23 protein-coding genes, 1 other RNA gene, 1 pseudogene and 1 riboswitch are annotated in these 24,737 nt (G+C 66.4%); of the genes and pseudogenes, 14 read left to right on the forward strand and 11 right to left on the reverse strand.

What is annotated here, in order from left to right; all coding sequences use genetic code 11:
- The 7 genes from CAP37_RS10010 to CAP37_RS10040 are packed head-to-tail and all read right to left on the reverse strand — an operon-like array spanning position 1 to position 7,175.
- Positions 1-762 carry an ABC transporter ATP-binding protein gene (locus CAP37_RS10010; RefSeq protein WP_086124025.1) on the reverse strand — a complete coding sequence of 254 codons (762 nt, stop codon included), beginning with the start codon at positions 760-762 and terminating at the stop codon, positions 1-3.
- On the reverse strand, positions 759-1,763 hold the full coding sequence (locus CAP37_RS10015) for an iron ABC transporter permease (protein WP_086124026.1): 1,005 nt from the start codon (positions 1,761-1,763) through the stop codon (positions 759-761). Before CAP37_RS10015 ends, CAP37_RS10010 begins: the two co-directional genes overlap by 4 nt.
- Positions 1,760-2,641, reverse strand: a complete 882-nt coding sequence (locus CAP37_RS10020) for an ABC transporter substrate-binding protein (protein ID WP_086124027.1) — start codon at positions 2,639-2,641, stop codon at positions 1,760-1,762. The genes CAP37_RS10015 and CAP37_RS10020 overlap by 4 nt, the downstream gene beginning before the upstream one ends.
- A complete protein-coding gene (locus tag CAP37_RS10025; protein ID WP_086124028.1) occupies positions 2,638-3,201 on the reverse strand; it encodes a bifunctional adenosylcobinamide kinase/adenosylcobinamide-phosphate guanylyltransferase in 564 nt (187 codons plus the stop codon). Before CAP37_RS10025 ends, CAP37_RS10020 begins: the two co-directional genes overlap by 4 nt.
- Entirely contained in the window at positions 3,194-4,015 is an 822-nt protein-coding gene (locus tag CAP37_RS10030) for a cobalamin-binding protein (protein WP_086124029.1), read from the reverse strand. The genes CAP37_RS10025 and CAP37_RS10030 overlap by 8 nt, the downstream gene beginning before the upstream one ends.
- Complete coding sequence (locus CAP37_RS10035) at positions 4,012-5,343, reverse strand: cobyrinate a,c-diamide synthase (protein WP_256926926.1); 1,332 nt, start codon at positions 5,341-5,343, stop codon at positions 4,012-4,014. Before CAP37_RS10035 ends, CAP37_RS10030 begins: the two co-directional genes overlap by 4 nt.
- Positions 5,340-7,175, reverse strand: coding sequence for a TonB-dependent receptor domain-containing protein (locus CAP37_RS10040; protein ID WP_086124923.1), 1,836 nt, complete (start codon positions 7,173-7,175; stop codon positions 5,340-5,342). Before CAP37_RS10040 ends, CAP37_RS10035 begins: the two co-directional genes overlap by 4 nt.
- A 79-nt stretch (positions 7,176-7,254) precedes the next feature.
- Positions 7,255-7,509, reverse strand: a riboswitch (cobalamin riboswitch).
- Between the two features lie 51 nt (positions 7,510-7,560).
- On the opposite strand from CAP37_RS10040, the gene CAP37_RS10045 reads away from it, so the two are divergent.
- The 4 genes and pseudogenes from CAP37_RS10045 (at position 7,561) to CAP37_RS10060 (ending at position 9,314) form a co-directional block, all read left to right on the forward strand.
- Positions 7,561-7,800, forward strand: coding sequence for a DUF904 domain-containing protein (locus tag CAP37_RS10045; RefSeq protein ID WP_086124031.1), 240 nt, complete (start codon positions 7,561-7,563; stop codon positions 7,798-7,800).
- Positions 7,801-7,861: 61 nt separating this feature from the next.
- Positions 7,862-8,244 (forward strand): annotated as a pseudogene (locus tag CAP37_RS10050) (cell division protein ZapA).
- A 72-nt stretch (positions 8,245-8,316) separates the two neighbouring features.
- Positions 8,317-8,496, forward strand: a non-coding RNA gene (ssrS, locus tag CAP37_RS10055) — 6S RNA.
- Between the two features lie 2 nt (positions 8,497-8,498).
- Complete coding sequence (locus CAP37_RS10060; protein WP_086124032.1) at positions 8,499-9,314, forward strand: sulfite exporter TauE/SafE family protein; 816 nt, start codon at positions 8,499-8,501, stop codon at positions 9,312-9,314.
- Here the strand turns inward: CAP37_RS10060 and rraA are convergent.
- Positions 9,311-9,811, reverse strand: a complete 501-nt coding sequence (gene rraA / locus CAP37_RS10065) for a ribonuclease E activity regulator RraA (protein WP_086124924.1) — start codon at positions 9,809-9,811, stop codon at positions 9,311-9,313. The two genes, CAP37_RS10060 and rraA, sit on opposite strands and share 4 nt — an antisense overlap.
- Positions 9,812-10,095: 284 nt before the next feature.
- Here rraA and CAP37_RS10070 point away from each other — a divergent pair, with 284 nt between their 5' ends.
- The 4 genes from CAP37_RS10070 (at position 10,096) to CAP37_RS10085 (ending at position 15,574) form a co-directional block, all read left to right on the forward strand.
- Positions 10,096-10,533: an SWIB/MDM2 domain-containing protein gene (locus CAP37_RS10070; protein ID WP_086124033.1), complete on the forward strand. Its 438-nt coding sequence runs from the start codon at positions 10,096-10,098 to the stop codon at positions 10,531-10,533.
- Positions 10,534-10,675: 142 nt separating this feature from the next.
- Positions 10,676-12,508 (forward strand): adenylate/guanylate cyclase domain-containing protein, encoded by a 1,833-nt coding sequence (locus CAP37_RS10075; RefSeq protein WP_143435924.1) that lies wholly within the window; start codon positions 10,676-10,678, stop codon positions 12,506-12,508.
- Between the two features lie 19 nt (positions 12,509-12,527).
- Positions 12,528-13,655, forward strand: coding sequence for a phosphatase PAP2 family protein (locus tag CAP37_RS10080; RefSeq protein WP_086124035.1), 1,128 nt, complete (start codon positions 12,528-12,530; stop codon positions 13,653-13,655).
- Positions 13,652-15,574, forward strand: a complete 1,923-nt coding sequence (locus CAP37_RS10085; protein WP_086124036.1) for a S8 family serine peptidase — start codon at positions 13,652-13,654, stop codon at positions 15,572-15,574. Before CAP37_RS10080 ends, CAP37_RS10085 begins: the two co-directional genes overlap by 4 nt.
- A gap of 3 nt (positions 15,575-15,577) precedes the next feature.
- Here CAP37_RS10085 and CAP37_RS10090 read toward each other — a convergent pair whose 3' ends face one another.
- The 3 genes from CAP37_RS10090 to CAP37_RS10100 form a co-directional block, all read right to left on the reverse strand.
- A complete protein-coding gene (locus CAP37_RS10090; RefSeq protein WP_086124037.1) occupies positions 15,578-16,228 on the reverse strand; it encodes a Crp/Fnr family transcriptional regulator in 651 nt (216 codons plus the stop codon).
- A 6-nt stretch (positions 16,229-16,234) separates the two neighbouring features.
- Positions 16,235-16,933, reverse strand: coding sequence for a LuxR C-terminal-related transcriptional regulator (locus CAP37_RS10095; RefSeq protein WP_086124038.1), 699 nt, complete (start codon positions 16,931-16,933; stop codon positions 16,235-16,237).
- A 95-nt stretch (positions 16,934-17,028) separates the two neighbouring features.
- Positions 17,029-18,729, reverse strand: coding sequence for a thiamine pyrophosphate-binding protein (locus tag CAP37_RS10100; protein WP_086124039.1), 1,701 nt, complete (start codon positions 18,727-18,729; stop codon positions 17,029-17,031).
- Between the two features lie 39 nt (positions 18,730-18,768).
- Between CAP37_RS10100 and CAP37_RS10105 the strand changes: the two genes are divergently transcribed.
- From CAP37_RS10105 to CAP37_RS10130, 6 genes are all read left to right on the forward strand, one after another.
- Positions 18,769-19,419, forward strand: coding sequence for a TetR/AcrR family transcriptional regulator (locus tag CAP37_RS10105; protein ID WP_086124925.1), 651 nt, complete (start codon positions 18,769-18,771; stop codon positions 19,417-19,419).
- A 76-nt stretch (positions 19,420-19,495) separates the two neighbouring features.
- Positions 19,496-20,503, forward strand: coding sequence for a tripartite tricarboxylate transporter substrate binding protein (locus tag CAP37_RS10110; protein ID WP_086124040.1), 1,008 nt, complete (start codon positions 19,496-19,498; stop codon positions 20,501-20,503).
- Positions 20,504-20,524: 21 nt separating this feature from the next.
- Positions 20,525-21,016: a tripartite tricarboxylate transporter TctB family protein gene (locus CAP37_RS10115; RefSeq protein ID WP_086124041.1), complete on the forward strand. Its 492-nt coding sequence runs from the start codon at positions 20,525-20,527 to the stop codon at positions 21,014-21,016.
- 9 nt (positions 21,017-21,025) lie between these two features.
- Positions 21,026-22,525, forward strand: a complete 1,500-nt coding sequence (locus tag CAP37_RS10120) for a tripartite tricarboxylate transporter permease (protein ID WP_086124042.1) — start codon at positions 21,026-21,028, stop codon at positions 22,523-22,525.
- Positions 22,522-23,352, forward strand: coding sequence for a sugar phosphate isomerase/epimerase (locus CAP37_RS10125; RefSeq protein WP_086124043.1), 831 nt, complete (start codon positions 22,522-22,524; stop codon positions 23,350-23,352). Before CAP37_RS10120 ends, CAP37_RS10125 begins: the two co-directional genes overlap by 4 nt.
- Complete coding sequence (locus CAP37_RS10130; RefSeq protein ID WP_086124044.1) at positions 23,349-24,707, forward strand: hypothetical protein; 1,359 nt, start codon at positions 23,349-23,351, stop codon at positions 24,705-24,707. The genes CAP37_RS10125 and CAP37_RS10130 overlap by 4 nt, the downstream gene beginning before the upstream one ends.
- The last annotated feature ends 30 nt before the right edge of the window (positions 24,708-24,737 follow it).

Raw genomic sequence — 24,737 nt, forward strand, 5'->3', positions numbered from 1 at the left:
CTATCGAGGCAGTGCGACCCACTGGTCGCCCAGCGGATGGATCGCGACGCGGTGATCAAACACGTGTTCGAGGGCGTGGTGGGTGACGGGGTCGTCGCAGGCGCCCTGGTGCCGCACACGGCCATCGGCGACCACCACCATGTGGTCGGCGTGCAGCGCCATGCCGATTTCGTGCAAGACACTCACTACGGTCTTGCCACTCGCGACCAGATCGCGAACGAGCAGCAGCCAGTCGGCCTGGTGCGGTGGGTCCAGATTGGCCAGGGGCTCGTCCATCAGCAGCACATCAGCGTTCACCGCGAGCAAGCGCGCCAGCAGCACGCGCTGGCGTTCTCCGCCCGAGAGCGCGCCCAGCGGGCGGTGGCGCCAGTCCCAGGCCTGGGTAGCGCGCAGAGCCTGTTCGACCGCCGAGCGATCGGCCTCGGAAGGTGGCGCCAGCCAGGGCTGGTGAGGAAGGCGGCCGAGCATGGCCACATCCCAAACGCTGAGGTCGTCTGCACCCTGCTCGCCCTGCCCCAGCCAGGCGAGGCGACGCGCTCGTTCCCGGCCCCGCCACTGCGCCAGTGGTCGGCCGAACAACTGCACCTCTCCGCTGTGGGGGAGCAAGCCGGCCAGCGCCTTGAGCAAGGTGGACTTGCCCGCACCGTTGGGGCCGACCACGCTGGTCCATCGCGCGGCGGGCAGTGCCACGTCGATGCCGTGCAGCACCTGGGTGCCGCCCAGCGATACGCCGATGGCCCGGGCCTGAATGGCGTGGCTCACAGCACGCTCCCCGGCTGCCGACGTCGATGCATCAACCACAACAGGTAGCTGCCGCCGAGCACCGCGGTGAGCACGCCCACCGGCAGTTCCTGCGGTGCGATCACCCAGCGCGCGAGCACGTCCGCCGCCATGAGCAGCAGCCCACCCATCATGGCGCTGAGCACCACCAGCCGCCCGTGCGTGGTCTTGACGATGGAGCGCACCAGGTGCGGTGCCGCCAGCCCCACGAACGCGATGAGACCGGTTTGAGCCACGGCGGCCCCGGTGGCCATGGCCAGCACCGCCACCAGCGCCATGCGCACCGCCGCCAGCGGCAAGCCAAGGCTGATGGCGGTGGCTTCGCCCAGGGCCAGCCCATCGAGTACGCGTCCGAGCGACGAAGCGATCAGCACCGAGGCGAACAACATGCCCGCCATCACACCGCAAGCCGGCCAGCCGACAAACCCGGTGCTGCCCAAGGTGAAGCCTTGCATGGCCTGCAGGATGTCGGGCGCGGCGATGGTCACCAGATCGCGTGCAGCGCCCAGCACCACACCCACGATCACGCCGGCCAGCAAGAGACGCAAGGTGTGCTGCACGCCCTTGGCCAGTGCCAGTGTGAGCACCACGCCCAGCACAGCGCCGGCAAAGGCCGCGCCCGTGAGACCCAGGCGCACCAGCCACTGGGTGGCAAAGGGGGACGTGCCGAACAGCGCCAGCGCCAACGCGACACCCAAAGCCGCGCCCGAAGCGCTGCCCAGCAAAAAAGGATCGGCCAGCGGATTGCGAAACAGGCCTTGCGCCACGGCGCCCGCCAGCCCCAGCAGGCCACCCGCCATCCAGGCACCCAGCGTGCGCGGCAGGCGAATGTCCCAAAGAATCTGCCAGGCCACCGGGTCGTGGCGGGCATTCAGCACGCTGTCGAATCCCGTGCTGCCCACACCCGCGCCCAGCAGCAACACGGCCAGCGCCACCAGCAGCAGGCCGACCCCGAGCCACAGGCTGCGCTGCGCACCCGTCATGGCATTCCCTTCTGTGAGATGCAGCGCGCCATCACGCGCGCCGCCTCCGCCATGCGCGGGCCGGGGCGCACCAGCACGTCGGATTCTTCGGGCGTGAACACGCACACGTGCTCTCCACGAATGGCGCGCAGTCCCGCCCAGCCGGGGCGCTGCTCCAGACCCTGCACGTTGCGCGAGCCGATCATGATGAGGTCGGGGTCGGCGCGCACCACGTACTCCGGGTTGATTCGGGGAAAGGGCCCGAGCTTCGGATCGACAATGTTCTGCACACCCAGACGCGTCATCAGTTCGCCGATGAAGGACCGCGCGCCAGCCGCGTACCCGCCGGTGCTGACCTCGTAGTACACGCGCAGCGATCGCGCCTGAGGCGGCAGCGACTGCGCGGCGGCCGACACACCGGCATCGATGGCGCGCCAGATGCGCAACGCGTCCGGCACTTCGAGCAACTGGCCCAGCAAGCCCATGACGCGCTGCGCATCTTTCGACGTGCGAGGCTCCAGCGCCAGCACCTTCAGACCCAGCGATTCCAGCCGCTGCACTCCGCGCGATGACGTGGCCATCAAGACCACATCTGGCTTGAGCGCCACGATGGCCTCGATGTTCGGATCGATGCCGCCGCCGGCCTGGGGCAGGCTGCGCACCTGCGCGGGAAAGTTGGAGTACCGGTCCACCCCCACCAGACGCTCGCAACGCCCGAGCTCGCAGACGGTTTCGGTCAGCGACGGCAGCAGCGACACGATGCGCTGCGGCGACTGCGCGAGCTGCAGGGTCACGCCCCGGTCGTCGGTCACCTGCACGCTGGCGGCCTGCACCGCACCCACAAAGAGAAAGCTGGTGCACAGCGCCCACCAGCCACGAAGCGTCAACACGGATCTCATCTCGCCTCTTTCAGGGTCATTGGCAGTCCTGCCGCCATCAGGGTGACCCGCTCGCAAGCCGCAGCCACCGCCTGGTTCAAGCCGCCGAGCGCATCCACGAAAGCGCGCACCTCGCGGCCCATGGGGATCACGCCGAGGCCAATCTCGTTGCCCACCAGCACCACCGGTCCCGGCGCCGCCGCGATCGCACGGCAGAACGCGACCTGGGGCGCTTCGACATCGACAGGCGTCCCCACGGCGGGCATCAACAGGTTGGTCAGCCACAGCGTGAGGCAGTCCACCACCACCAGTGTGTGCGGCGTGCTGTGCGCGCTCAACGCCTCGGCCAGCGCGATGGGCTCCTCTACGGTCGCCATGCCGGGCACACGCTCGGCGCGGTCACGTTGATGGCGGGCAATGCGCTCGCGCATCTCCTCGTCCCAAGCCTGGCCGGTGGCGATCAGCACCGCGTGGCGTGCCGTTGCGCCATCGAGCCATTGACGGGCCAGGGATTCCGCCCGGCGCGATTTGCCACTGCGTTGCCCGCCCAGGATGAATTCGCTGCGAGCGATCTCAGCCATGGCGGTGCATCCAGTCGGTGACGATGCGGTGTATCTGGTCCACGCCGTCGGTGAGCGCGGCGGGACCGGGCTGAAGGATGTCGGCCGACTTGATCTCGAACAACTGCCCGTTCTTCACCGCGTTCACGTCTTGCCAGCCGGCGCGGGCGGCCACTTTCTCGGGCCGGAATTTCTTGCCACACCAGGAGCCTATGACGATGTCCGGATTGCGCTGCACGATCTGCATGCCGTCGCCGATGATGCGGTCCTTGCCCAGCGGCATCACCGCAAGCTCGGGAAACACGTCGTCACCACCGGCGATGCCCATCAGTTCGGACACCCAGCGGATGCCGCTGATGTGCGGTTCGTCCCATTCCTCAAAGAACACGCGTGGCCGGCGTTTGCCGCTGGCCTCCAGCGCGGCCACTGCGTTCCGGATGCCGTCAAGCCGCGCTCGGGTGGTGTCGATCCAGGCCAGCCCCTGTTCGGCGCAGCCCACCATGGCCGCCACCTGGTAGAGCATGGAAAGAATTTCGTCCACGCTGCGCTGGTTGAACACCGTGACCTGCACGCCCGCGCGAATCAACAAAGCCGCAATGTCGGCCTGCAGGTCGGAAAAACCAAACACGCAGTCCGGTTTCAGCGCCAGGATCTTGTCGATCTTCGCGCTGAGAAACGCACTGACCTTGGGTTTTTCTTCTCTCGCGCGGCGCGGCCGCACCGTGTAGCCCGAGATGCCCACGATGCGGTGTTCCTGCCCCAGCAGGTAGAGCCACTCGGTGGTTTCTTCGGTGAGGCAGACGATGCGCTGCGGGCCCAGGGCTGCCGTGTTCATGCGTCCCCTTCCGCCAGGAACAACGAGGCCGTTGCTTCGGGGCTGGATGCGAACCAGGCGTGGAAGTAACTGGCTTGCAGCGAACCGGCCTGGTACACCGCCTCGCCGTTTCCGCGCGCCGATTCGGTGAAGCGCACCGGCTCCAGTGTCGATTCACAGCGCGAGTAATGGAAGGTATGGCCGCGCAAGCTGCCTTCCGGCAGCACGAGTTGTTGCGGGCCCAGGGCAGCCAGACGCTGCTGCATGGCCACGCGCCCGGGGAGCAGGCCCCACATGGCGTGTTCATCACCATCCAGTGTGGTGAGTTGATCAAAGAGCGGCATCATGCCGCCGCATTCTGCCCACACCGGCCGCCCCGCCTGGACGTGCGCGGCCAGGCTGTCGCGACAGGCCCGGCCCGCGGCCAGCGTGGCGGCATGCAGCTCGGGATACCCACCGGGCAGCCACACGGCATTGCACGCGGGCAGCGGCTGGTCGGCCAGCGGGGAGAAGAACACCAGCTCGGCGCCCAGCGAGCGCAGGGCGTCTAGATTGGCTGGGTAGATAAAACAGAACGCCGCGTCGCAAGCGACGGCGATGGTCTTGCCCTTGAGCAAGGGAGGCACCGCCGCAGGGGTCGTGGGAGCTTCAAACGGCACCGCCCAGCGCACAAGCGCGGCAGCGTCCATGCGGCCCAGTGGCGTGCGGGCCAGTGCGTCGGCGGCGGCATCCAGGCGCGCCAGCGCATCCGGCAATTCGGCAGCCACCGTCAGGCCGAGATGCCGCTCTGGCAAGGTGAACGCGGCGTCGCGCATCACGGCACCAAGAAAACCATCAGCGCCGCCGGAGCCGCCGCTACCCAGCGCCTCCTCCAGCATCTGCGCATGGCGTTCACTGGCCACGCGGTTGGCCAGCACGCCGGCCCATGGCAGGCCGGGCCGGAAATGGCGAAGGCCGAACGCCATGGCACCGAACGTGCCGGCCATCGCCGAGGCGTCGATCACCGCCAGCACCGGCAGGCCGAAGCGCAGTGCGAGATCCGCCGCGCTGGGCTCGCCGTCGAAGAGGCCCATGACCCCTTCGACCACGATCAAATCCGATTCGAGCGCAGCAGCATGCAGCCGCGCCCGGGCGTCGTCTTCGCCCGTCATCCACAAGTCGACGTTGTGCACCGGATGGCCGGTAGCCAGCGCGAGCCAGTGCGGGTCCAGAAAATCGGGACCGCACTTGAACGCCCGCACGCGCCGCCCAGCGCGCGTGTGCAGGCGCGCCAGTGCCGCGGCCACTGTGGTCTTGCCCTGGCCCGAAGCCGGAGCTGCCACAAGAACGGCCGGGCAGAGCTGCGTCACTTCTTCGGCGCCCAGTTGAGCGTCACGTAGGCCGCGCGGCCAGGCTGGTTGTACCCATACGCCGTTTCGTAGAACTTGTCGCCCACGTTGTTCAGGCGCAGCGCCAGCGACCAGTCCTTGTTCAAGGCGTAGCGCGCATGCAGATCCACCGTGCCGAAGCCGGGCAGGCGCTGCGTGTTGGCCGCGTTGTCAAATCGGTCGGACACCAGTTGCATCGAGGCACCCCAGTTCCAGGCACCCATGCGGTGGTCCAGGCTGGCAATGAGCACCTCGTCGGCGCGGCGCTGCAGCTTCAGGCGGTTGGCCTGGTTGCGGGCATCGAGCAACTCCAGGCTGGTGAACCAGCTCCAGTCGCCCGCCGCACCGGTGTACGCCAGCGACCAGCCTTCCATGCGCGCGCGCGGCACATTGACCACCACCGGCTGGGTGGTGATGAAACCGCGCACCCGGTTGTCGAAGCGGGTGAGCTTCACTTCGTGCAGGCCCTGGGAGTAGGTCAACCCCGCCTCGCTGTTCTTGCCGCGCTCGGGTTGCGTGGTGGGGTTGCCGTTGAAGAAAGGCGACACGTAGTAGAGCGTGTTGAACGACGGCATCTTGAATGAAGTGCCGTAGGCAACGTGCGAACGCCAGTTGGGCGTGAGCTGAAAGCCGTAGCTGGCGAAGCCGGTGGTGGCGCCACCGAATTGCGAGTTGTCGTCACGACGCAGGTTGGCCTGCCAGAGGTGACGGCCCGCCTGACCGGTCAGGCCCACGAAGGCGGCATCGGTGGTGCGCGAGTTCACCGCATAGGCTTGCGTACCCGACACCGCTTCCTTGATGGATTCAGCGCCCACGAGCAGACTGCCCAGCGAGGTGTTCCAGTCGTGTTGCAGCGTCCACTGCGTCTGCGCAGTGTCGAACACCGCGGGTGCACCCGGTGCGCTGTAGCTGTCGGACTTGTCGTCGCTGCGCGAGAGGCTCAGGCGGGTTCGCGATCCCGCCGACCACTTGCGCTCCAGGCCCCAGGCCGCCACGCGGGTGGTGGCCACCGAGCGCACGTCAAAGGTGCCCGGGCCCTGATCGAACCGGCTCACGCTGTCGGCCTGCGTGAACTGCACATCGGTGGCCCAGCCCGGTGCGATGGCCCAGCGCAGCGATGCGGCAAGGCTGTCCTGCTCGAAGCCGTCCTTGTCCGGGTTGTGGTTGCCGAAGGCCACCTTGGGGTTGGTGGACGAGAACCCGTCTTCGCTCAGGGTGCCCACGCTCAGGTTGTAGGTGATGGCGTCGTTGCCACCGCTCAGGCCGGCGGTGGCCGCGCGGTGGCCGAAGCTGCCCAGCGTCACGCCGGCCTGCGGATGAAATCCCTTCTCACCGCGCTTGGTGAAAATCTGCACCACGCCCCCCACGGCATCGCTGCCGTACAGCGCGGAGGCGGGCCCCTTCAGCACCTCGATGCGCTGGATGGCGCTGAGCGGAATGTTGTCCAGCACCGCTGAACCGGCGGTGCTGGAGCCATAGCGCACGCCATCGATCAGCAGCAGCATGTGGCGGGTTTCGGTGCCACGGATGAACAACCCCGATTGCTTGCCAAGCCCGCCATTGGCGCTCATTTGCAGGCCTGCGTTGCGGGCAAGCAGTTCGGACAGCGACCGGCCCGCAGATTGCTCGATCACCTCGGACTCGATCACCACGACGTCACTGAGTACGGCGTCGGTGCGGGTTTCGACCCGTGTCGCGGTGACGACCGTTTCCTTGAGCAAGGCGACGGTTTCGGTCTGGGCGTGGGAAGGGGAAGCGGCCAGCATGGCCAGAGACAGCACGGCCAGGGGCGCGCGCAGATTGCGGTTTTTCATGAAAGAGAACACAAGCTTGAGTGCCCTCACCGTCTTCCCCGACGGTGCTTGGGCGTCACGGCGGCGCGGCCGTTGCCGGACGCACCACCACCTCGTTGGCCGGTATCCGGGCTGGCAGAACAACCTTCATCGCCTTCCCAGACGACAGGCGATGTCGTCCAGTGGCTGCGTGATGAAAGCGGAGTGGCCGCGGCAGGGTGTGCCTGGCTTCTCGTCTGCTTACCGTTGCGGGGGCAGCGCAGGTTAGGTCTGTCCCGTGGGACTTCCCCTCCTGCTTCCCGTTGAACTGCGGCATGCGAACCACACCGCGAGCACCAACAGCGCGCATTCTAAGCCGCAGCAGCTCGGGCCAACCCTACAATGCGAAAACTGCGAATCCCCAACCATGGCCGATCCCAAGCATCTTGACCAGATCACCGAGCGCGTGGAGCGGCTGCTGCTGCGACACGAAGAACTGCAGCGCACCAACTCGTTGCTGGTCGAGCAGGTGCATGCCTTGCAGGCCGAGCGCGATTCGCTCAAATCCCGGCTGATGGCCGCGCGCGCTCGCATCGACGCGCTGCTCGACCGCCTGCCACCCGGTGTGGCCGATGCCATCAAAGACAGCCGAAAGGAAAAATCATGAGCGCAGCGATGGGCCGACCCAAGCCAGCTCGCACCGCAGTGCGAAGCACGGAGGTATTTCAATGAGCAAACCTGGCAGCAAGCAGATCGAAGTGCAGATCATGGGCCAGAGCTACCTGCTCTCCTGCCCCCCGGCGGCGAGGCCTCGTTGCTCGACGCGGTCGAGCGCGTCGACACCGCCATGTGCCGCATCCGCGATGCGGGCAAGGTCAAGGCGCGTGACCGCATCGCGGTGCTGGCTTCGCTCAACCTGGCGTTCGAGTTGTCGCAGAAAGAAGCCGTGGCCTTTCAGGCGTCTTCTTTCGGACAGGCCGAAAACAGCGCGTTCGCGGAAGCGGGTGGCGCGTTCGAGAGCGAGCCACTGGACCCGCAAACGCAGGCCCGCGTGGACGAACTCATGCGCCGCCTGGACCAGACCCTCGACAAGGACGGCCGACTGCTTTGACGTGCCGCTCGTCATTCACAGTCATTTCTCGACCGATGGTCCACATCCCGTCCCTACCGCGCCTACAATCCAAAGCGTCTGCAGTGCGCGCCGGGCTTTATATTTCCTTGAACCAATGCTCATAGAGCCCGGGCTTGGTACATTGCGTGGCTGGTGCGAGCGTCTCGCGTCAGACGAACCCGAAGCCACGCTGCCCTCGCCCACCTGAACCCCGGTTCAGGATGCCGGTCCGGCGGCACTTGCAGACACCCTTCATGCCTTTCGAACCCCTGCTGATTGTTGAGCTGGCCGCACTCGGCGTGGCCACTGGTTTCCTCGCTGGCCTGCTCGGCATTGGCGGGGGCATGCTGATGGTTCCTTTCATCACCTTCATCCTTGCAGGAAGAGGTGTGGAAGCAGACCTCGCCGTCAAGATGGCCATCGCCACCTCCATGGCCACCATCATCTTCACGTCCATCTCGAGCGTGCGTGCGCACCACAAGCGCGGGGCCGTGCGTTGGGACATCGTCAAGGGCCTGGCGCCTGGCATCGTGCTGGGCTCCATCATCGCCAGCCTGGGCGTGTTCGCCTTGCTCAAGGGCTCGTGGCTGGCGTTGTTCTTTGCAGCGTTCGTGGGCTTCTCGGCCACGCAGATGCTGCTGGACAAGAAACCCAAGCCCACGCGCACGCTGCCGGGCACGCCCGGCCTTGTGGGTGCCGGTGGCGTGATCGGATTCCTCTCCGGACTGGTGGGCGCGGGCGGCGGTTTTGTCAGCGTGCCCTTCATGACCTGGTGCAACGTGAGCATCCACAACGCGGTGGCCACCAGCGCCGCGTTGGGCTTTCCGATCGCACTGGCCAACGCCATCGGGTACGTCATCGCCGGCCAGGGCCTGAAGGATCTGCCAGCAGGATCGGTGGGCTACATCTACATCCCCGCGCTGGTGGTGATTGCAAGTGTGAGCGTGCTGATGGCCCCGCTGGGCGTGAAGGCGGCACATGCGTTGCCAGTAAAGTCGTTGAAGCGGGTGTTTGCAGGGCTGTTGTACCTTCTGGCCGCCTACATGCTCTACAAAGGCATCACAGCCTAGAGCTTTCTGTCCGCGACGACGATCCCGTCTTCGTCGGCGTAGAGCCAGTCGCCGGGCCGCACCCACACACCCTGGATGCGCACGGCCACATCGCGCTGGCCTTCGTTGCGGCGCTCGGTGGGCAGCGGCATGCTGGCCAGCGCATAGATGCCGGTGTTGCATTGAGCCAGCTCGGCGACGTCGCGCACGCAGCCGTCGATCACCACGCCGGCCCAGCCGTTGCGCGCGGCGGCTGCACCCAGGTTGCCGCCGAGCAGCGCGCGGCGCATCGAAGCGCCGCCATCGACCACCAGCACCCGGCCCTCACCTGCGCTCTCCACCGCCGACTTCACGAACGAGTTGTCTTCAAAACATTTGACGGTAACCACCGCGCCGGCAAAGCGCGTCACGGCGCCGAAACTCTTCCACACCGGCGGGAGCACACGAAAGGCGCCACTGGTGTCGTTCTTGTGTGCATCGCACAGGTCGCAGGTGGGGATGAAATGGAGGGAAGTCATGGTGCAACTCACGAAAGAAAGCAGAGAAAAGCCGGTGAGGAATTGAAGCAGAAACCACGCGTGCGCCACAGGAGAAAAGCACCACCGAGAAGGCACTCGGCCGGCGCAGCGCCCACAAGTGTTGTTTTCCCGGCCAAAAACCGCCACTTCCCGCTCTCAAAGCTTGAAAAAACTGCGCTCTCCACCTTGGATTGAGCGTGCAACTCCATTAGCATCCGAGACACCAGCGAGAAAGCGCGTTTTCCGCTGGGAAAACAAGTCAACTTCTAGAAGGAAATTCAACCATGGCAACTGCGAAAAAAGCTCCCGCTAAAAAGGCGGCTCCGGCCAAGAAGGCCGCTCCCGCGAAGAAGGCTGCACCGGCAAAGAAGGCAGCTCCCGCGAAGAAGGCTGCACCGGCAAAGAAGGCAGCCCCAGCCAAGAAGGCCGCTCCCGCCAAGAAGGCGCCGGCCAAGAAGGCTCCTGCCAAGAAGCGCACTCCCAACGCCGCGTTCATGAAAGCGCTCACCCCGAGCGCCGCTCTGGCTGCGATCGTGGGCGCCAGCCCTCTGCCGCGCACCGAAGTCACCAAGAAGATCTGGGACTACATCAAGAAGAACAAGCTGCAAGACTCGGTGAACCGTCGCATGATCAATGCCGACGCGAAGCTGAAGGAAATCTTCAAGAAGGCCCAGGCCTCGATGTTCGAGATGACCAAGCTGGTCAACGACCACCTGAAGTGATCCTCTCCCGCGCGCCCCATGCGGGTGCGCAGGTTCCCAGCAAAGCCGGCACCAGCCGGCTTTGCTGTTTTTGCGGGGCAAGAAGCCGGCCCGGGCACGTACATGTGAGAAACTGCAACCAGATGCAAATACCCCCACAGGCATGACACCGAGCACCCAATCCCACCCGACGACAGCCCCCGCCCCGCAGGGCGATCTGTCTGCGATGCCGCCTCTGCCACAGCAGCGGCACAAGGTGGTGCTGGTGCTTGATCTGGTGGAATCGGTGCGCCTCATGGCCGCCAACGAGGCTGCTGTCATCAACCAGTGGCGCGGCTTCATGCACCACGCCACCACCCAGGTGCTGCCGGCTTGCCACGGGCGGCTGGTGAAGAGCCTGGGCGACGGTTTGCTGGCCGAGTTCGATCAGCCCATTGATGCGGTCAAGGCGGCGCTGGCGCTGCACCGTTACTTTGCGCCACTCAACCAGACACTGCCGTCGGCCCAGCAGCTGCACCTGCGCGCGGGCATCAACGCAACCCACCTGTATGTGGATGAGAACGATGTGTATGGCCAGGGCGTGAACCTGGCCGCGCGCGTGGCCGACCTTGCTTCGCCGGGGGAGACCCTGGTCACCGCGAGCGTGTTCGACAGCATCGTGATCGGCGTGGACGCCGAGGTGGAAGACCGGGGCGAGAGCTACCTCAAGCACTGGCCGGAGCCGGTGCGCACCTGGATGCTCTACCCGGTGTCCAGCGATTCGGCCGCCGTGCGACCGCGTGTGCCCGAGGGTGTTGCAGCCGACTTCCGGCCTTCGATTGCCGTGGTGCCCTTTGAAACACGAAGCCACGCGGCCGAGCAGTACGTGATCGGCGAACTGATCGCCGACGGCGTGATCGCCCAACTCTCGCGCAGCCAGAACCTGCGCGTGATCTCGCGCATGTCCACCACCGCATTTCGCGGTCGTCAGCGAACCGCCGACGAGATTGGTCAGCGGCTCGATGCTTCATTCGTTCTCGGTGGCAGCTACGTCACCTACGGCGACAAGGTCGTGATCATGGCCGAGCTCTCCGACAACCGGCGCGGCGAGGTGATCTGGGCCGAACGACTCACCGGCGACACACACGATCTTCTGGAAACGCACAGCGATCTGCTCGACGCGCTCTGTGGCGCCTGCGCCAAGGCGTTGCTCAACGAGCTGGTGCAGCGCACGCTGGTGTTGCCGGTGCCGCAACTGGACAGCAACGCCCTGATGCTGGGCGGCATCACGCTCATGCACCGTTCCACGCCGCGCGATCTGCAGCGCAGCCAGCAATTGCTCGAAGCCGTGGTGCAGCGCCACAAGCGCGTGGCCACGCCCTGGGCATGGCTGGCCAAGTGGCACATCATGCAGGTGGTGCAAGGGCTCTCCGGGGAGCCTACGCGAGATTTCAAACGGGCCATCGACACGGCCGACCGGGCTCTGGATCTCGAGCCGTCCAGCTCGCTGGCGATGGCGATCAAAGGGCACGCGCTGTGCCACCTCGGTGAAGACGTGGATGCCTCGCGCCGCCTGCTGCTGGAGGCTTCGCAGAGCAACCCCAACGATGCCATGGCCTGGCTCTACAACAGCGTGTGGTCCCAGATGTGGGGCAAGGCCGAGGATTCCGTAACCGAAGCCGAGAACGCCTTGCGCCTCTCACCGCTGGATCCGCAGAAGTACTACTTCGAGATGATGCTGGCGGCCAGCTACGCGGCGCTCGGCCGCTGGGAGCAGGTGATCGAGCAATGCAATTCGTCGCTCAAGAAAAACCGGTACCACCTGCCCACGATCCGTTCACTCATGACCGCGCAACACGAGTTGGGATCGAAGGAAGAAGCCCGCAAGACCTTCGAGGTGCTGCTGGCGCTGCAACCCGATCTGACGCTGGAAAAGTATCTGTCATCGGGCGGTGAGAGTCCGCTGCGACGCCGTGTGGCCAAAGTCATGGAGTCGCTGGGTCTGCCAAGAAGGTGAAACACCTAAGGAGGAAAACATGAGCAGTGGCATGAGCAGTGGCATGAGCAGCGGCATGAGCAGTGGCATGAGCAGCGGCATGAGCAGCGGCATGAGCAGCGGTATGAGCAGTGGCATGAGCAGCGGCATGAGCAGTGGCATGAGCAGTGCGGTGGTTTCCGCCGACGCCCTGATCCTCAGCCGTGCCGCCATCGTCGGGCCGTTCCGTGGTGCGGTGCTGAACGTGAACGAACCTGGTTTCAATCAACCCGGCAATCTTGCGCTCTGGGCCGACGGGCCGCGCCATGAGGCGGTGTTCAGCGAATTGGTCGAAGGCCTGCTTTTCAAGACGCGATCCGGGCCGAAGGACGCATCGCTGGAGTTCGCAAACCTGCAAGCCAGCACCCTGCAGCGCAAGACACTGGTGCGACTGCGCGCCCCCACCAAGGCGCAGTTCCAGAAGCAGCTCGACCTGGTGGCGGCCTACGCCGATCTTCGCGCCGATCGCGCCGCCGAGATCGTGGACCAGAAGGCACCACCCATCGAGTTCTGGTCGGCCGTGGCGGGCCTCACAGCGCACCGCCACAAGAAAACGCTGCAACTGATCGACCTGGTGTTTTCGCTATGCGTGCTGGTGGAGATGCGTTTCAAGCACATCTTTGCCATCATCCGCCCGGTGCAGTTCTCGCCGCAGATTCAACCCATGATCGAGACACCGGGACACGGCAGCTGGCCCAGCGGGCACGCCACCGAGGCCTTCGCGGTGGCGGTGCTGCTCGAGCTGCTGATGGACGCCGCACCAGGCGCGGGCAGCCCTCCCAACGGATCCCTCTGCCACGAGCAGCTCCAGCGCCTGGCCGCGCGCATCGCCACCAACCGTGTGGTGGCCGGCCTTCACTTCCCGGTGGACAGTGCGGTGGGTCGGCTGCTGGGCACAGCGCTGGCCGAGTTTCTGGTGGCGCGCGCCACCGGTGCGCGCGTGCACGAACGTAGGTTCGACGGCCGCTTGTTTGAAGGCGCCGATGGCGCCGCGCTGGACTTCAGCCTGCACCAGTCGATGGACCACACGCACGGCCATGCGTACACACGCTCAGCCAGCACGGTCGCCGTGGGCAACGCGCCCTTGTTGAACTGGCTCTGGGAGGAAGCGCGCAAGGAGTGGAAATGAACTGGACACCGCTCCCCACGGGTGTCTTCACCGGCATTCACTGGAGCGCGCCGGGTGCCATCAACGGGCAGGACCCGTATCTGGCCTGGGCCGAGGCCGACCACTTTGCGGGCTACCGGCGGGGCCGTGGCCACAAGCCGCCGAAGTGGCTGCCCCTGGTGATCGAGCTTGCGGTTGGCGCCGACGTACCGGCGCTGGTGGCGGCATCGTCCACCGCCTGGCTGCAGATTCCTCGCGTGTACCTGAGCGTGCCCGCGCTGCGCTTCTGCAGTGCGCGCGTGAAGCCTCGTTTCTTCGAGCGCCTGCGCGAAAACGCCCATCTGCGCGGCCTGATCAAACGCCTTGAACTCGGTTTGCCGGTGGACGAACATGCCAACGCCATCATCGATCCCTGCACACACGGTGGCCACCCCATAGCACCCGGGCACCTCCTCGCCGGCCCCGTGCTGGGCGTGATCGACGGCGGGCTGGCGGTGGCCAACAGCGCCTTTCTGGACGGCCATGGCCGCACGCGGGTGAAGCACTTCTGGCGGCAGGACGCTTACCAGAATGGCAACTGGCCGGGCAACGAACCACGCCATCGAAAGCCGCTCGACCCGGCACGCGCGGGCCCCACGCCGCGCGACATGGGTTACGGCCACGAACTCTCTGGCGCCGCCATCGACAACGCCATGGCCTTCTACACGCGTCACCACCAGCTCGACGAAGACGCGCTCTACCGGCACCTGCAGCTGTGGGATCTGAGCAAGCCGGTGAACCATGGCACGCACGTGACCAGCCAGGCCTGTGGCGCGGGCACGCTGCTGCATCCCAGGGACGACGAAGCCAGCCGCTGCGACATCCTGGCGGTCAAGCTGGATTGGTCCAACGTGCTCGACACCTCGGGCGGCGCCATGAATGTGAGCGTGCTGGATGGGTTGATGTACATCCTGGCGCGCTGCGCACCCGGCGCTCAGGTGGTCGTCAACATCAGCTGGGGCACGCTGGCCGGGCCTCACGATGGCAGCTCGATCCTGGAGGCAGCGATGGACCAGCTCATCGAGCTGTACGCCGGGCGCCTGCGGATCGCGGTGCCCGCGGGCAATGCCTACCAGAGCCGAACGCACGCCAACGACGAATTGCGCAACAAGCCGCAGCACCTGCACTGGTGCGTGCAGCCCGACGACCGCACCCAGAGTTTTCTGGAGATCTGGCTGCCCGAAGGCGCGGAGGGTGTGCGCATCTGCGTGACGCCGCCGGGTGGCCGCCCGGCGCTGCCAGAGCGAGGCATGGGCGAATCGGGCCTGTGGCTCGATGAAGCGGGGCGCCCGCGGTGCGGCCTGATTTTTCCTGAGCGTTCTGCGCTGGGTCGTCGTGGCACCTGCGCCCTGCTCGCGCTCGCACCCACTTTCAGCGATAAACCGGACAAGGCCACCGCGCCCTTCGGCGTGTGGCAGGTCACCCTCACCAAGGCAGGCAACAAGCCGGTGGTGTGGGATGCCTACATCGAGCGCGACGACGTGGCACTGGGGGTGTCCACGGGGGCACGACAGTCGTATCTGGAAGACGCCAGGTACGACAACAGCGGCAACATTGGCGCGTTCGTCGACAACCCCGCCAATCCCACGCCGATCCGGCGCAGCGGCACTTACAACAGCCTCTCCACCGGCATGCGCACCGTGAGCGCGGGCGGCACACGGCGGCATGCATCACCCAGTGGTCAATTTGCGCTCTACTCGCCGCGTCGCCCCGATCCGGACGCAGGCCGGCCACAGCGACCCTACGTGAAGAAAGTGCCCGACACGCTGTACCCCAGCGACGACAACCCAGCGCTGTGGGGCGTGCTGGGCGCGGGCAGCCTGAGCGGAAGTGTGGTGCGCCTTGCGGGCACGAGTTCATCGTCGCCGCAACTGGCGCGCGACCTGCTCAACAACCTCTGAAGCTCACCAGCGCGCTGGCAGCGGTTTGATGAGCCAGATCCAGCGGTCGCGCACGGCGATGTAGCCACCGGTCTCCAGGTCTTTCAACAAGCGGCTCACCATCTCCCGAGAACAGGCCAGGTGTTGCGCCATCTGCTGGTGCGTCAGGCGCTCGCTCAGGCAGCGCTCGCCGTGCTCGTCGGGCGCGCGCGCCATTTCGTTGAGCAGGCGAACCAGGCGCCCGTACACATCGATCAGCGCCACGCTGCGCGCGCTGTCGGTGGCCAGGCGGGCGCGGCGGATGAGCCGGGCCATGAGTTCCAGCGCGAACTCGGGTTGTGCGGCGATGTATTCCAGCAGCGTGGCACGGGACACCACCGCGCAGGTGGTTGCCTCGGCGGCTTCCACATTCGCCGAGCGTGGGCCGCCATCGAGCGACATCTCGCCCACATACTCAAGCGGTCCGTACATGCCCAGGGTAAGTTCGCGGCCCTGGTTGTCGGCCACGAAAGCGCGCAGTCGGCCCTGCAGCACGATGTAGAGCGTGTCGCCGGTTTCGCCCTCCTGGATCAGCAGAGCCCCGCGCCGGTAGCGCCGCGCTACACCGAGGGCGGCCAGGGCTTCAATGTGGTGGGAACTGGGGGATTGGGTCAGGGCAACGGCGGGGGCGGGCATCCGGGCTCACGGGTGGGAAAACTCCGTGGCATTGTGCGGCATCGGCGTGATGATGCGCAAGGCGGGCACCACCGGCGGCAAGCTGTTGACGCGGTGCAGCAGCCGGCGGATGCTGGGCGCTCCGGCCTTCTCGCGCAGCGTCTTGATCTGGCTGCGCACGGTGGACTGCGCCACGCCGTGCTGCTTCGCGATTTCCGGAATGGCCAGGCCACGGCACAACCCCATGAGCACCGATTCCTCGCTCGGGCTCAGGTTGAGCGTGCGGGCAAACATGCGAACTGCCAGGTTGTCGCAAGTGTTCTGGCGAGACAGCAACACCAGCACGGAAGGCGGGTCTGCCTCGAGCGGATGGCTCAGCGGGGTGAAGGCCATGGAGAGCTCACGCTCACCCTGCGCCATCAGCAGCAAGCGCCGCTGGCCCCGGAAAGAAGCTTCCATGGCCTGCTGGATCTGGGCCGTGAAGCCAGCGTTGCTGCCGAGCAAGCTGTTGCCATACGACATGATCACGCGCCCGCTCGCCAGCTCGTGCCGCGCGAGGTGGTTCGCATGGAGGATGCGACCCTGGGAATCAATCACGAGCATGCCGTAGTCGATCTCGTCGAACACCCGCATGAGCACCTGCTGTCCCACCTGGGGCCGAGCACCGGGTTTTTCCGGCATTGCCTCGGTGCCGCCGTTCCAAGCCGCTTCAGTTGCCTGCCACATGCCGATCCCCTTGTTGATGGATGGCTCAGTCTAGGCAGGCGGGTGGTGCTCAGGGTGTGTGCGGGTGCCCCGTGGTTTGTGATGTATTCACATGTCTACGCGGAGCGCAGGGCGTTCTGCCGGATGGCGCTCAGCGTGCCGCGCGTGGTGATCACGTCCACATCGATCATCATCTCGATCACGCTGCCGCCGGGCGCTGCCAGGGCGCGCTGAAGCGCGGGTTCGAACTCTGCCGTGTGGGTGATGCGCTCGGCCGCGTAGCCATACGCACGGGCGAGCGCACAGAAGTCCGGGTTGGCCAGGCCTGATCCGCTTTCGCGCGCCGGGTATTCGCGCTCCTGGTGCATGCGGATGGTGCCGAAGCTGCCGTTGTTGAGCAGCAGCACGATGCTCTTCGCGCCATGCTGCGCGGCCGTGGCCAGCTCCTGGCCGTTCATGAGGAAGTCCCCGTCGCCCGCGATGGTGAACGCCGTACGCCCAGTGAGGATGGCCGCACCGATGCCCGCCGGCACGCCGTAGCCCATGGCGCCGTTGGTGGGTGCGAGCTGTGTCTTGTGACCCTTGGCGAGGCCGTGGTAGCGGAAGAAGCGGTGCAGCCAGCTCGCGAAGTTGCCCGCGCCGTTGGTGAGCACCGCGTCGGCCGGCAAGTGCTGCTGCAGTGTGTGAATGATCGCCGGCATGTCGATCGTGCCGGGCAGCACCACGCCACCGTTGGCGGGGTCGATGTTGGCCAGGTAGTCGGCATGGCAAGCCTGCGCCCATGAGGCCCACGGCAGTTCGGGCGGCGCAGTCAGCACCTCCAGGCTGCGCGCCGCGGCGTTCATGGTGGCGTTGATCCCCAGCGTGGGCTGGTACACGCGGCCCAGCTCTTCGGCGCTGGCGTGCACATGCACCAGCTTCTGCTTGGGCAGTGGTGCCTCGATCAGCGTGTAGCCACCCGTGGTGGACTCGCCCAGGCGCGGACCGAGGGCAATCAGCAGATCGCTCTCGCGCACCCGCTTTGCGAGTGCGGGGTTGATGCCCAGACCCACGTCGCCGGCGTAGAGCGCATGGTGGTTGTCGAAGGTGTCCTGGAAGCGGAAGGCATTGGTCACCGGCAGTTGCCAGTTTTCGGCAAAGCGCTGCAGCGCGGCGGCGGCCAGCGGTGTCCAGCCGCCGCCCCCGGCAATGATCATGGGGCGCTGGCTGGCCAGCAAAAGCGTGCGCAGTTCGCGCAGCGAACCCGGGTCGCTCCAGGCCTGCACCGGCTCCACGCGGGGAAGCGGCGTCGCGTCCACCTTCTGCGTCAGCATGTCTTCAGGCAGCACCAGCACCACGGGCCCTGGTCGCCCATTCATGGCGGTGGCAAATGCGCGCGCCACGTACTCGGGAATGCGGCGGGCGTCGTCGATGCGCTCCACGCGCTTGGCCATGCCGCGTGTGGACGGACCGAAGAAGGAGGCATAGTCCACCTCCTGAAAGGCCTCGCGGTCGCGCGCGTCGCTGGCCACGTCGCCCACGAACAGCACCATGGGGGTGGAATCCTGGAACGCGGTGTGCACGCCAATGGAAGCGTTGGTGGCGCCTGGTCCGCGCGTCACGAAGCACACGCCGGGGCGCCCGGTGAGCTTGCCCTGTGCTTCGGCCATGAAGGCCGCTCCGCCTTCCTGGCGGTTGGTCACGAAGCGAATGCGTTCGGCGTGGGCATGGAAGCCGTCGAGCACGGCGAGGTAACTTTCACCTGGAACGCCAAAGGCGTGCGTGACACCTTGAGCGATCAGGCATTCAACGAGCAGGTGTCCGGCGATCTGGGGCATGCGATTGACTTTATTAACCCATTGGTGAATTATTACGGCATGAGCTCTGCACCCACACCCCTGCTGGAAGAGCGTCTGCGCGACGCCGACCGATCTCAGAATACCATCCTGATGGCCGCGAGAGACGAGTTCTCGGAGCACGGCCTGGGTGGTGCGCGCATGGACCGCATCGCCGAGCGCGCGGGGCTGAACAAGCGCCTCATCTACTACTATTTCGAGGACAAGGAAAAGCTGTTCCAGGCCGTTCTGGAGCAGGTTTATCGCGACATCCGGGAGCAGGAGCGTGAGCTCAACCTGCTGCACCTGAAGCCCGAAACCGCGGTGCGCCGTCTGGTGGAGTTCACCTGGAACTACTACCTGGAGCACCCGGAGTTCCTCACCCTGCTCAACAGCGCCAACCTGCACCGCGCGCGCCATCTCCAGCAATCGGAACGGGCGCGCCAGCTCAACTCCCCGCTCGTGGCCACCCTGGGCGAGGTGCTGGAGCGCGGCAGGGTGGAAGGCACGTTTCGCGGCGGCATCGACCCGGTCCAGCTCTATGTGTCGATCGCCGGTCTGTCCTACTTCTACCTCTCCAACAACCACACGCTCTCGGCCATCTTTGGCCGCGACCTGATGACGCCCAAGGCGCACAGCGAGCGGCTCTCGCACATGTGCGACGTGATCCTAGGGTATGTCCTTAGAAGCTGAGCGATCGGGCGTCTTGACGCTGGAATTCGCGCCTCCTACGATTCACCAGTCAGTGAATTAAACTTGGAGACAACGCATGAAGACCGTCCTGCCCTTTCGCCGCCTGTTGATCACTTCCCTGCTGGCCGTGGCCTCGACCAGCGCCCTCGCCCAGTGGAAGCCCGACCGCCCGATCACGCTGATCGTGCCGTGGGCGCCGGGTGGCTCCACCGACCAGGTGTCGCGCGTGACCGCCGCGGAACTGGAGAAGCACCTGGGGCAGAAGATCGTCATCATGAACCAGCCCGGCGCTTCGGGCTCGGTGGGCACCAAGAACGCCATGGCCGCGCCGGCCGACGGCTACACCTGGACCGCCGGCGGCGCCAAGGACCTCGGCACCTACAAGGTGCTGGGCATGCTCGACACCTCGGCCAGCGACTGGAACCTGTACCTGAACGTGGCGCACATCGCCGTGGTGGGCGTCAACGCCGACACGCCCTACAAGACCATGCCCGAGCTGCTGGCGGCCATGAAGGCCAACCCGAACAGCATTTCGGTGGCCACCGCCGGCGTGAACTCCAGCGGCCACTCGGCCATCGAGGCGCTCTCTCGCGCCGCGGGCGTCACCTACAAGCACGTCACCTACGACGGCGGCGCGCCCGCTGCGGTGGCCGCCGCCTCTGGCGAAACGCAAGTGACCACGCAGCTGGCCGCCGAGCAGACCGACATGATCCGCGCCAAGAAGATCCGCCCGCTGGCGGTGGTGGGCGACAAGTCGATCGAGATCGAAGGCTTCGGCACCATCCCGCCGCTGTCGCAGTTCATCCCCGGCTTCAAGGATCCGATCAACTACTTCGGCATCTTCGTACCCAAGGCTGCGCCACCCGAAGTGAAGCAGACGCTGGACAGGATCTGGGCGACCGAGATGTCCAAAAGCGATGCCTTGAAGAAGTACGCGCAGGCGCGCGGCGCCATGTTCGCCCCGATGGCGGGTGACGATGCGCAGAAGGCGGTGTTCCCGGCCATCCAGTCTTACGCCTGGACCCAGCAGGCCGCCGGCAAGGCCAAGGTGTCGCCCGACACCGTGGGCATTCCCAAGCCCTGACCTCACGCAACGGGACATCACATGACCGAGGGCGGAACAACCGCCCGCTCCGACCTTTGGGGCGGCGCGGCGTGGGCAGGCTTTGGCCTGCTGATCCTGGGGGAGTCTTTGCGCATGGACCGCTACGAGGCCATGGGCGCGGTGCTCTACACCATGCCGGGCTTCGTGCCCGGCATGCTGGGCAGCGTGGTGGGCCTGCTGGGCCTGGTGCTCATGCTGCGAGGCTGGCGCCGCAAGCTTCGCGAATCGGCATCGGACGATGAGGCCGTGCGGGTTTTCAACCGGCGCATCGCCATCACCATGGTGCTCAGCCTGGTGTATGCGGGCCTTCTGATCGGGCGCGCACCGTTCTGGCTGGTCACAGCCCTGTTCGTCACCGCGTTCGTGGCCAGTTTCGCACCCGACGACCAGCCACTGGTGCGCCGCGTCACCGTGTCCCTGCTCGCCGGCGTCCTCACCTCTGCGGTCGTGACCCTGGTGTTCCAGTACGTCTTCCTCGTCCGCCTCCCCTGATCTCTGCCCATGTTCGACGGACTGTTTCTCTTCGGCCAATCGATCGTTCGTTTCGGCACGCCCGAGACGATCTTCTTCGCCTTGCTCGCCTCGCTCGTCGGCGTGGTCATGGGCGCCCTGCCCGGCCTGACGGCCACCATGTCGCTGGCCCTGATGACCACGCTCACGATCAAGCTGCCACCCGAACAGGCGCTGCTGATCCTGATCTGCACCTACGTGGGTTCCATCTACGGCGGATCGCGCTCGGCGATCCTGCTCAACATTCCGGGCACACCGGCCTCGGCCGCCTCTTGCCTCGATGGCTACCAGCTCGCCCGCCAGGGCATGGCCGGTCGCGCCATGGGCATCGCCACCACCGGCTCGGTCATGGGCACGCTGATCGGCATGTTCTTTCTTGCGGCCTTCACCCCGGTGCTCGGCGGCCTGGCGCTGAAGTTCGGCGCCTACGAATTCTTCTGGCTGGCGCTGTTCGGTGTGATCATCGCCGGCACTCTCACGGGTGACGATCCGCTCAAGGGCTGGATCGCCGGCATCGCGGGCCTCTTCATCGCCACCATCGGCCAGGAACCGCAGTACGGCTACGAGCGCTTTGCCTGGGGCGTGCGCGATCTGGCCGGCGGCATCCAGCTGGTGCCCGCGCTGGTGGGCGCATTCGGATTTGCCGAGCTGCTCACGGCCATGCGCAACCGGCAGGCGCCAGTGAAGATCAGCGCATTCGACACCGTGATTCCCAAACTGCGCGACGTGGCGCAGTACTGGCGCACCATCCTGCGTTCGGGCCTCATCGGCACCGGCGTGGGCATCGTGCCCGGGGTGGGAGAAGACGTGGCGGCCTGGTCTTCCTACGCTGCGGCCAAGCGCGCCAGCAAGGAAAAAGAGAAGTACGGCAAGGGCTCGGTGGAAGGACTCATGGCCGCCGAGACGGGTGACAACGCCTGTGTGCCCGGCGCCATGATTCCCGTGCTCACGCTGGCCATTCCCGGTTCGGCCCCGGCTGCGGTGCTGATGGCTGCCATGATCATTCACGGCGTCAAGCCTGGCCCGCTGATCATGGTGGAGAACCCGCAGTTTGTGTACGACGTGGTGGCCATGATGCTGTTCGCCACCATCGGCATCCTCATCTACGGCCTCGTGCTCACCAAGGCACTGGTGCAGGTGCTGCGCGTGCCCCAGCACCTCATCGTGCCCATCATCTTCGTGCTCTGCGCGGTTGGCAGCTTCGCCATCGCCGGTCGCCTGTTCGACGTGTACGTGATGCTGGCCTTCGGCCTCATCGGCTTCTTCCTGCGGCATTTCGGCTACCCCATGGCGCCACTGGTGCTGGGCATTGTGCTGGGCGACTTGCTGGAAAAGAACCTGCGCCGCGCGCTGATCCTGTCGGATGGCGACCTCTCCCCCTTCTTCACGCGCCCCATTGCCGGCACGGTGGCGGCCATGATCTTCGCCACCATTGCCTGGAAGCTGTGGTCGCTGTATCGCCGCCGACCCTCGAGCAAGGTGGTGACATGAGGCTTTCGTTGTGCAACGAGGTTCTGCTGCCGCTGCCGCTGGACGCGCAATGCCAGGCCGCCGCGCGCATGGGCTACGACGCGCTGGAGATCGCGCCCTTCACGCTGACTGCCGACACCGAAGCGCTTGACGCGGCCGCGGCCCACCAGGTGCGCGGCACCGCGCACAGCCATGGCCTGGAGATCTCCAGCCTGCACTGGCTGCTGGTGAAACCCGAGGGGCTTTCACTCGTCACCGACGACATGACCCTGCTGCGCCGCACGCTTGATCTGTTGCGCCGCCTGATCGAATTCACCGCCACCTGCGGAGCCAAGGTGCTGGTGCACGGCTCGCCGAAACAACGCTCGCCGGCACCCGGCCAGAGCGTGGCCGATGCCACCTTGCGGCTGGAAGCCGCACTGGCCGAACTCGCACCCCACGCACAGGCCGCTGGCGTCGTGTATTGCCTCGAACCGCTGGGCCGCTTCGAAACCCCCGTGATCAACACCGTGGCCGAAGCCGCCGCGCTGGTCGACCGCGTGGGCTCGCCTGCGCTGCGCACCATGCTCGATGTGAGCGCGGCCTCGCACAGCGAAAGCGAACCGGTGCACGAAGTGCTGCGCCGCTTTCTCGCCAGCGGCCACATCGCCCACGTGCAGCTCAACGACCGCAACCGGCGCGGCCCCGGCCAGGGCGAGACCGATCAACGCCCGGTGCTGCAGGTGCTGAAGGAACAGCGCTACGCCGGCTGGATGGCGGTAGAGCCGTTTGAATACCTGCCCGATGGTCCGGCCTGTGCCGAGGCTTCAGCGCGCCACGTGCGCGATCTCTGGAAACAACTTTCATGAGCGCTGCATCCCTTCGCATCTCCGAGGTGCTGCTGTTCGAGCGCCATGTCACGCTGCGCCTGCCGTTCCGCTTCGGCGCGGCCACCGTCACGCAGTGCCCGCAAGCCTTTGCTCGCGTGCGGGTGGAGGTGGGCGGCAGAAGCTTCGAGGGCGCCAGCGCCGAGCTGATGGTGCCCAAGTGGTTCGACAAATCACCCTCGCTCACGCACGAGCAGAATTTCGAGCAACTGCGTGAGTCGTTGCGCAATGCGCGCGACGCGTTCCTGGCCACCAGCGACACCATGACGCCGTACGCCCATTCGCAGGGCGCGGGCGAGGCCGCCCTGGGCGTTTCGGTGGCGCGTGGCCTGCCGCGCCTGGCCGCGCAATTCGGCCCCGCGCTGTTGGACAAGGCCGTGGCCGATGCCACCTTGCGCGCCGCCGGCCTTTCGTGGGTGGACGGCCTGAGCGCCGGCGTGCTGGGTGATCCGTGGAGCCAGCGGCTCGACATCACACGACCCGCCCACGTGGTGCTGCGCCACACCGTGGGGCTGGCCGACCGCCTGACCGACGACGAGCCCGGCCCCGATCCGCAGGACGGCCTGCCCGCCACGCTGGAGTCCGCCATCCGCCGCCACGGGCTGCACCATTTCAAGCTCAAGCTCAGCGGGCAGATCGAGGCCGACCTCGATCGCCTCACGCGCATCGCCGCCGTGCTGCAACGCCTGGGTGTGGACTACCGGGCCACGCTGGATGGCAATGAAACCTTTGCGGACGCCACCTCGCTCGGCATGTACTGGCGCACGCTGCAGGCCAGCGCGCCGCTGGCCGACCTGCTGCGCCGCACGCTGCTGCTCGAACAACCTCTGGCGCGCGCCGTGGCGCTGCGCGAATCCATCGCCTCGCTGCCGATCGGCGTGCCCGTGATCCTGGACGAATCGGACGACCACCCGGGCGCATTCGAGCAGGGCCTGGCGTTGGGCTACCGGGGCATCTCCAGCAAGGCCTGCAAAGGCATCTACCGCTCGCTGGCCAGCGCCCACCGCATCGCAAGCGATCCGCGACTGCTGCTCTCCGGCGAAGACCTGACCTGCCAGGCCGGCCTTGCCGTGCAGCAGGACACCTTGCTGGCCGCCAGCCTCGGCGTGCGGCACATCGAGCGCAACGGGCACCACTATGTGGACGGCTTTGGCATGGCGCCGGCTGCAGAGGCCGAAGCTTTTGCGGCTGCACATGCCGGCTTCTACGAGACCGACACCACCGGCCGACCGCACCTCGCGGTGCACCACGGCCAGATTGACCTGAATTCCCTGCACACCACCGGCTTTGCCAGTGCAGCAGCACCGCTGTGGCACAGCCTGCAGGCCATCCACTGACATCACCCCCCGCCTTCACGGAGACCCCCA

The organism is Hydrogenophaga sp. IBVHS1, from assembly GCF_002127265.1.
Taxonomy (GTDB): domain Bacteria; phylum Pseudomonadota; class Gammaproteobacteria; order Burkholderiales; family Burkholderiaceae_C; genus Hydrogenophaga.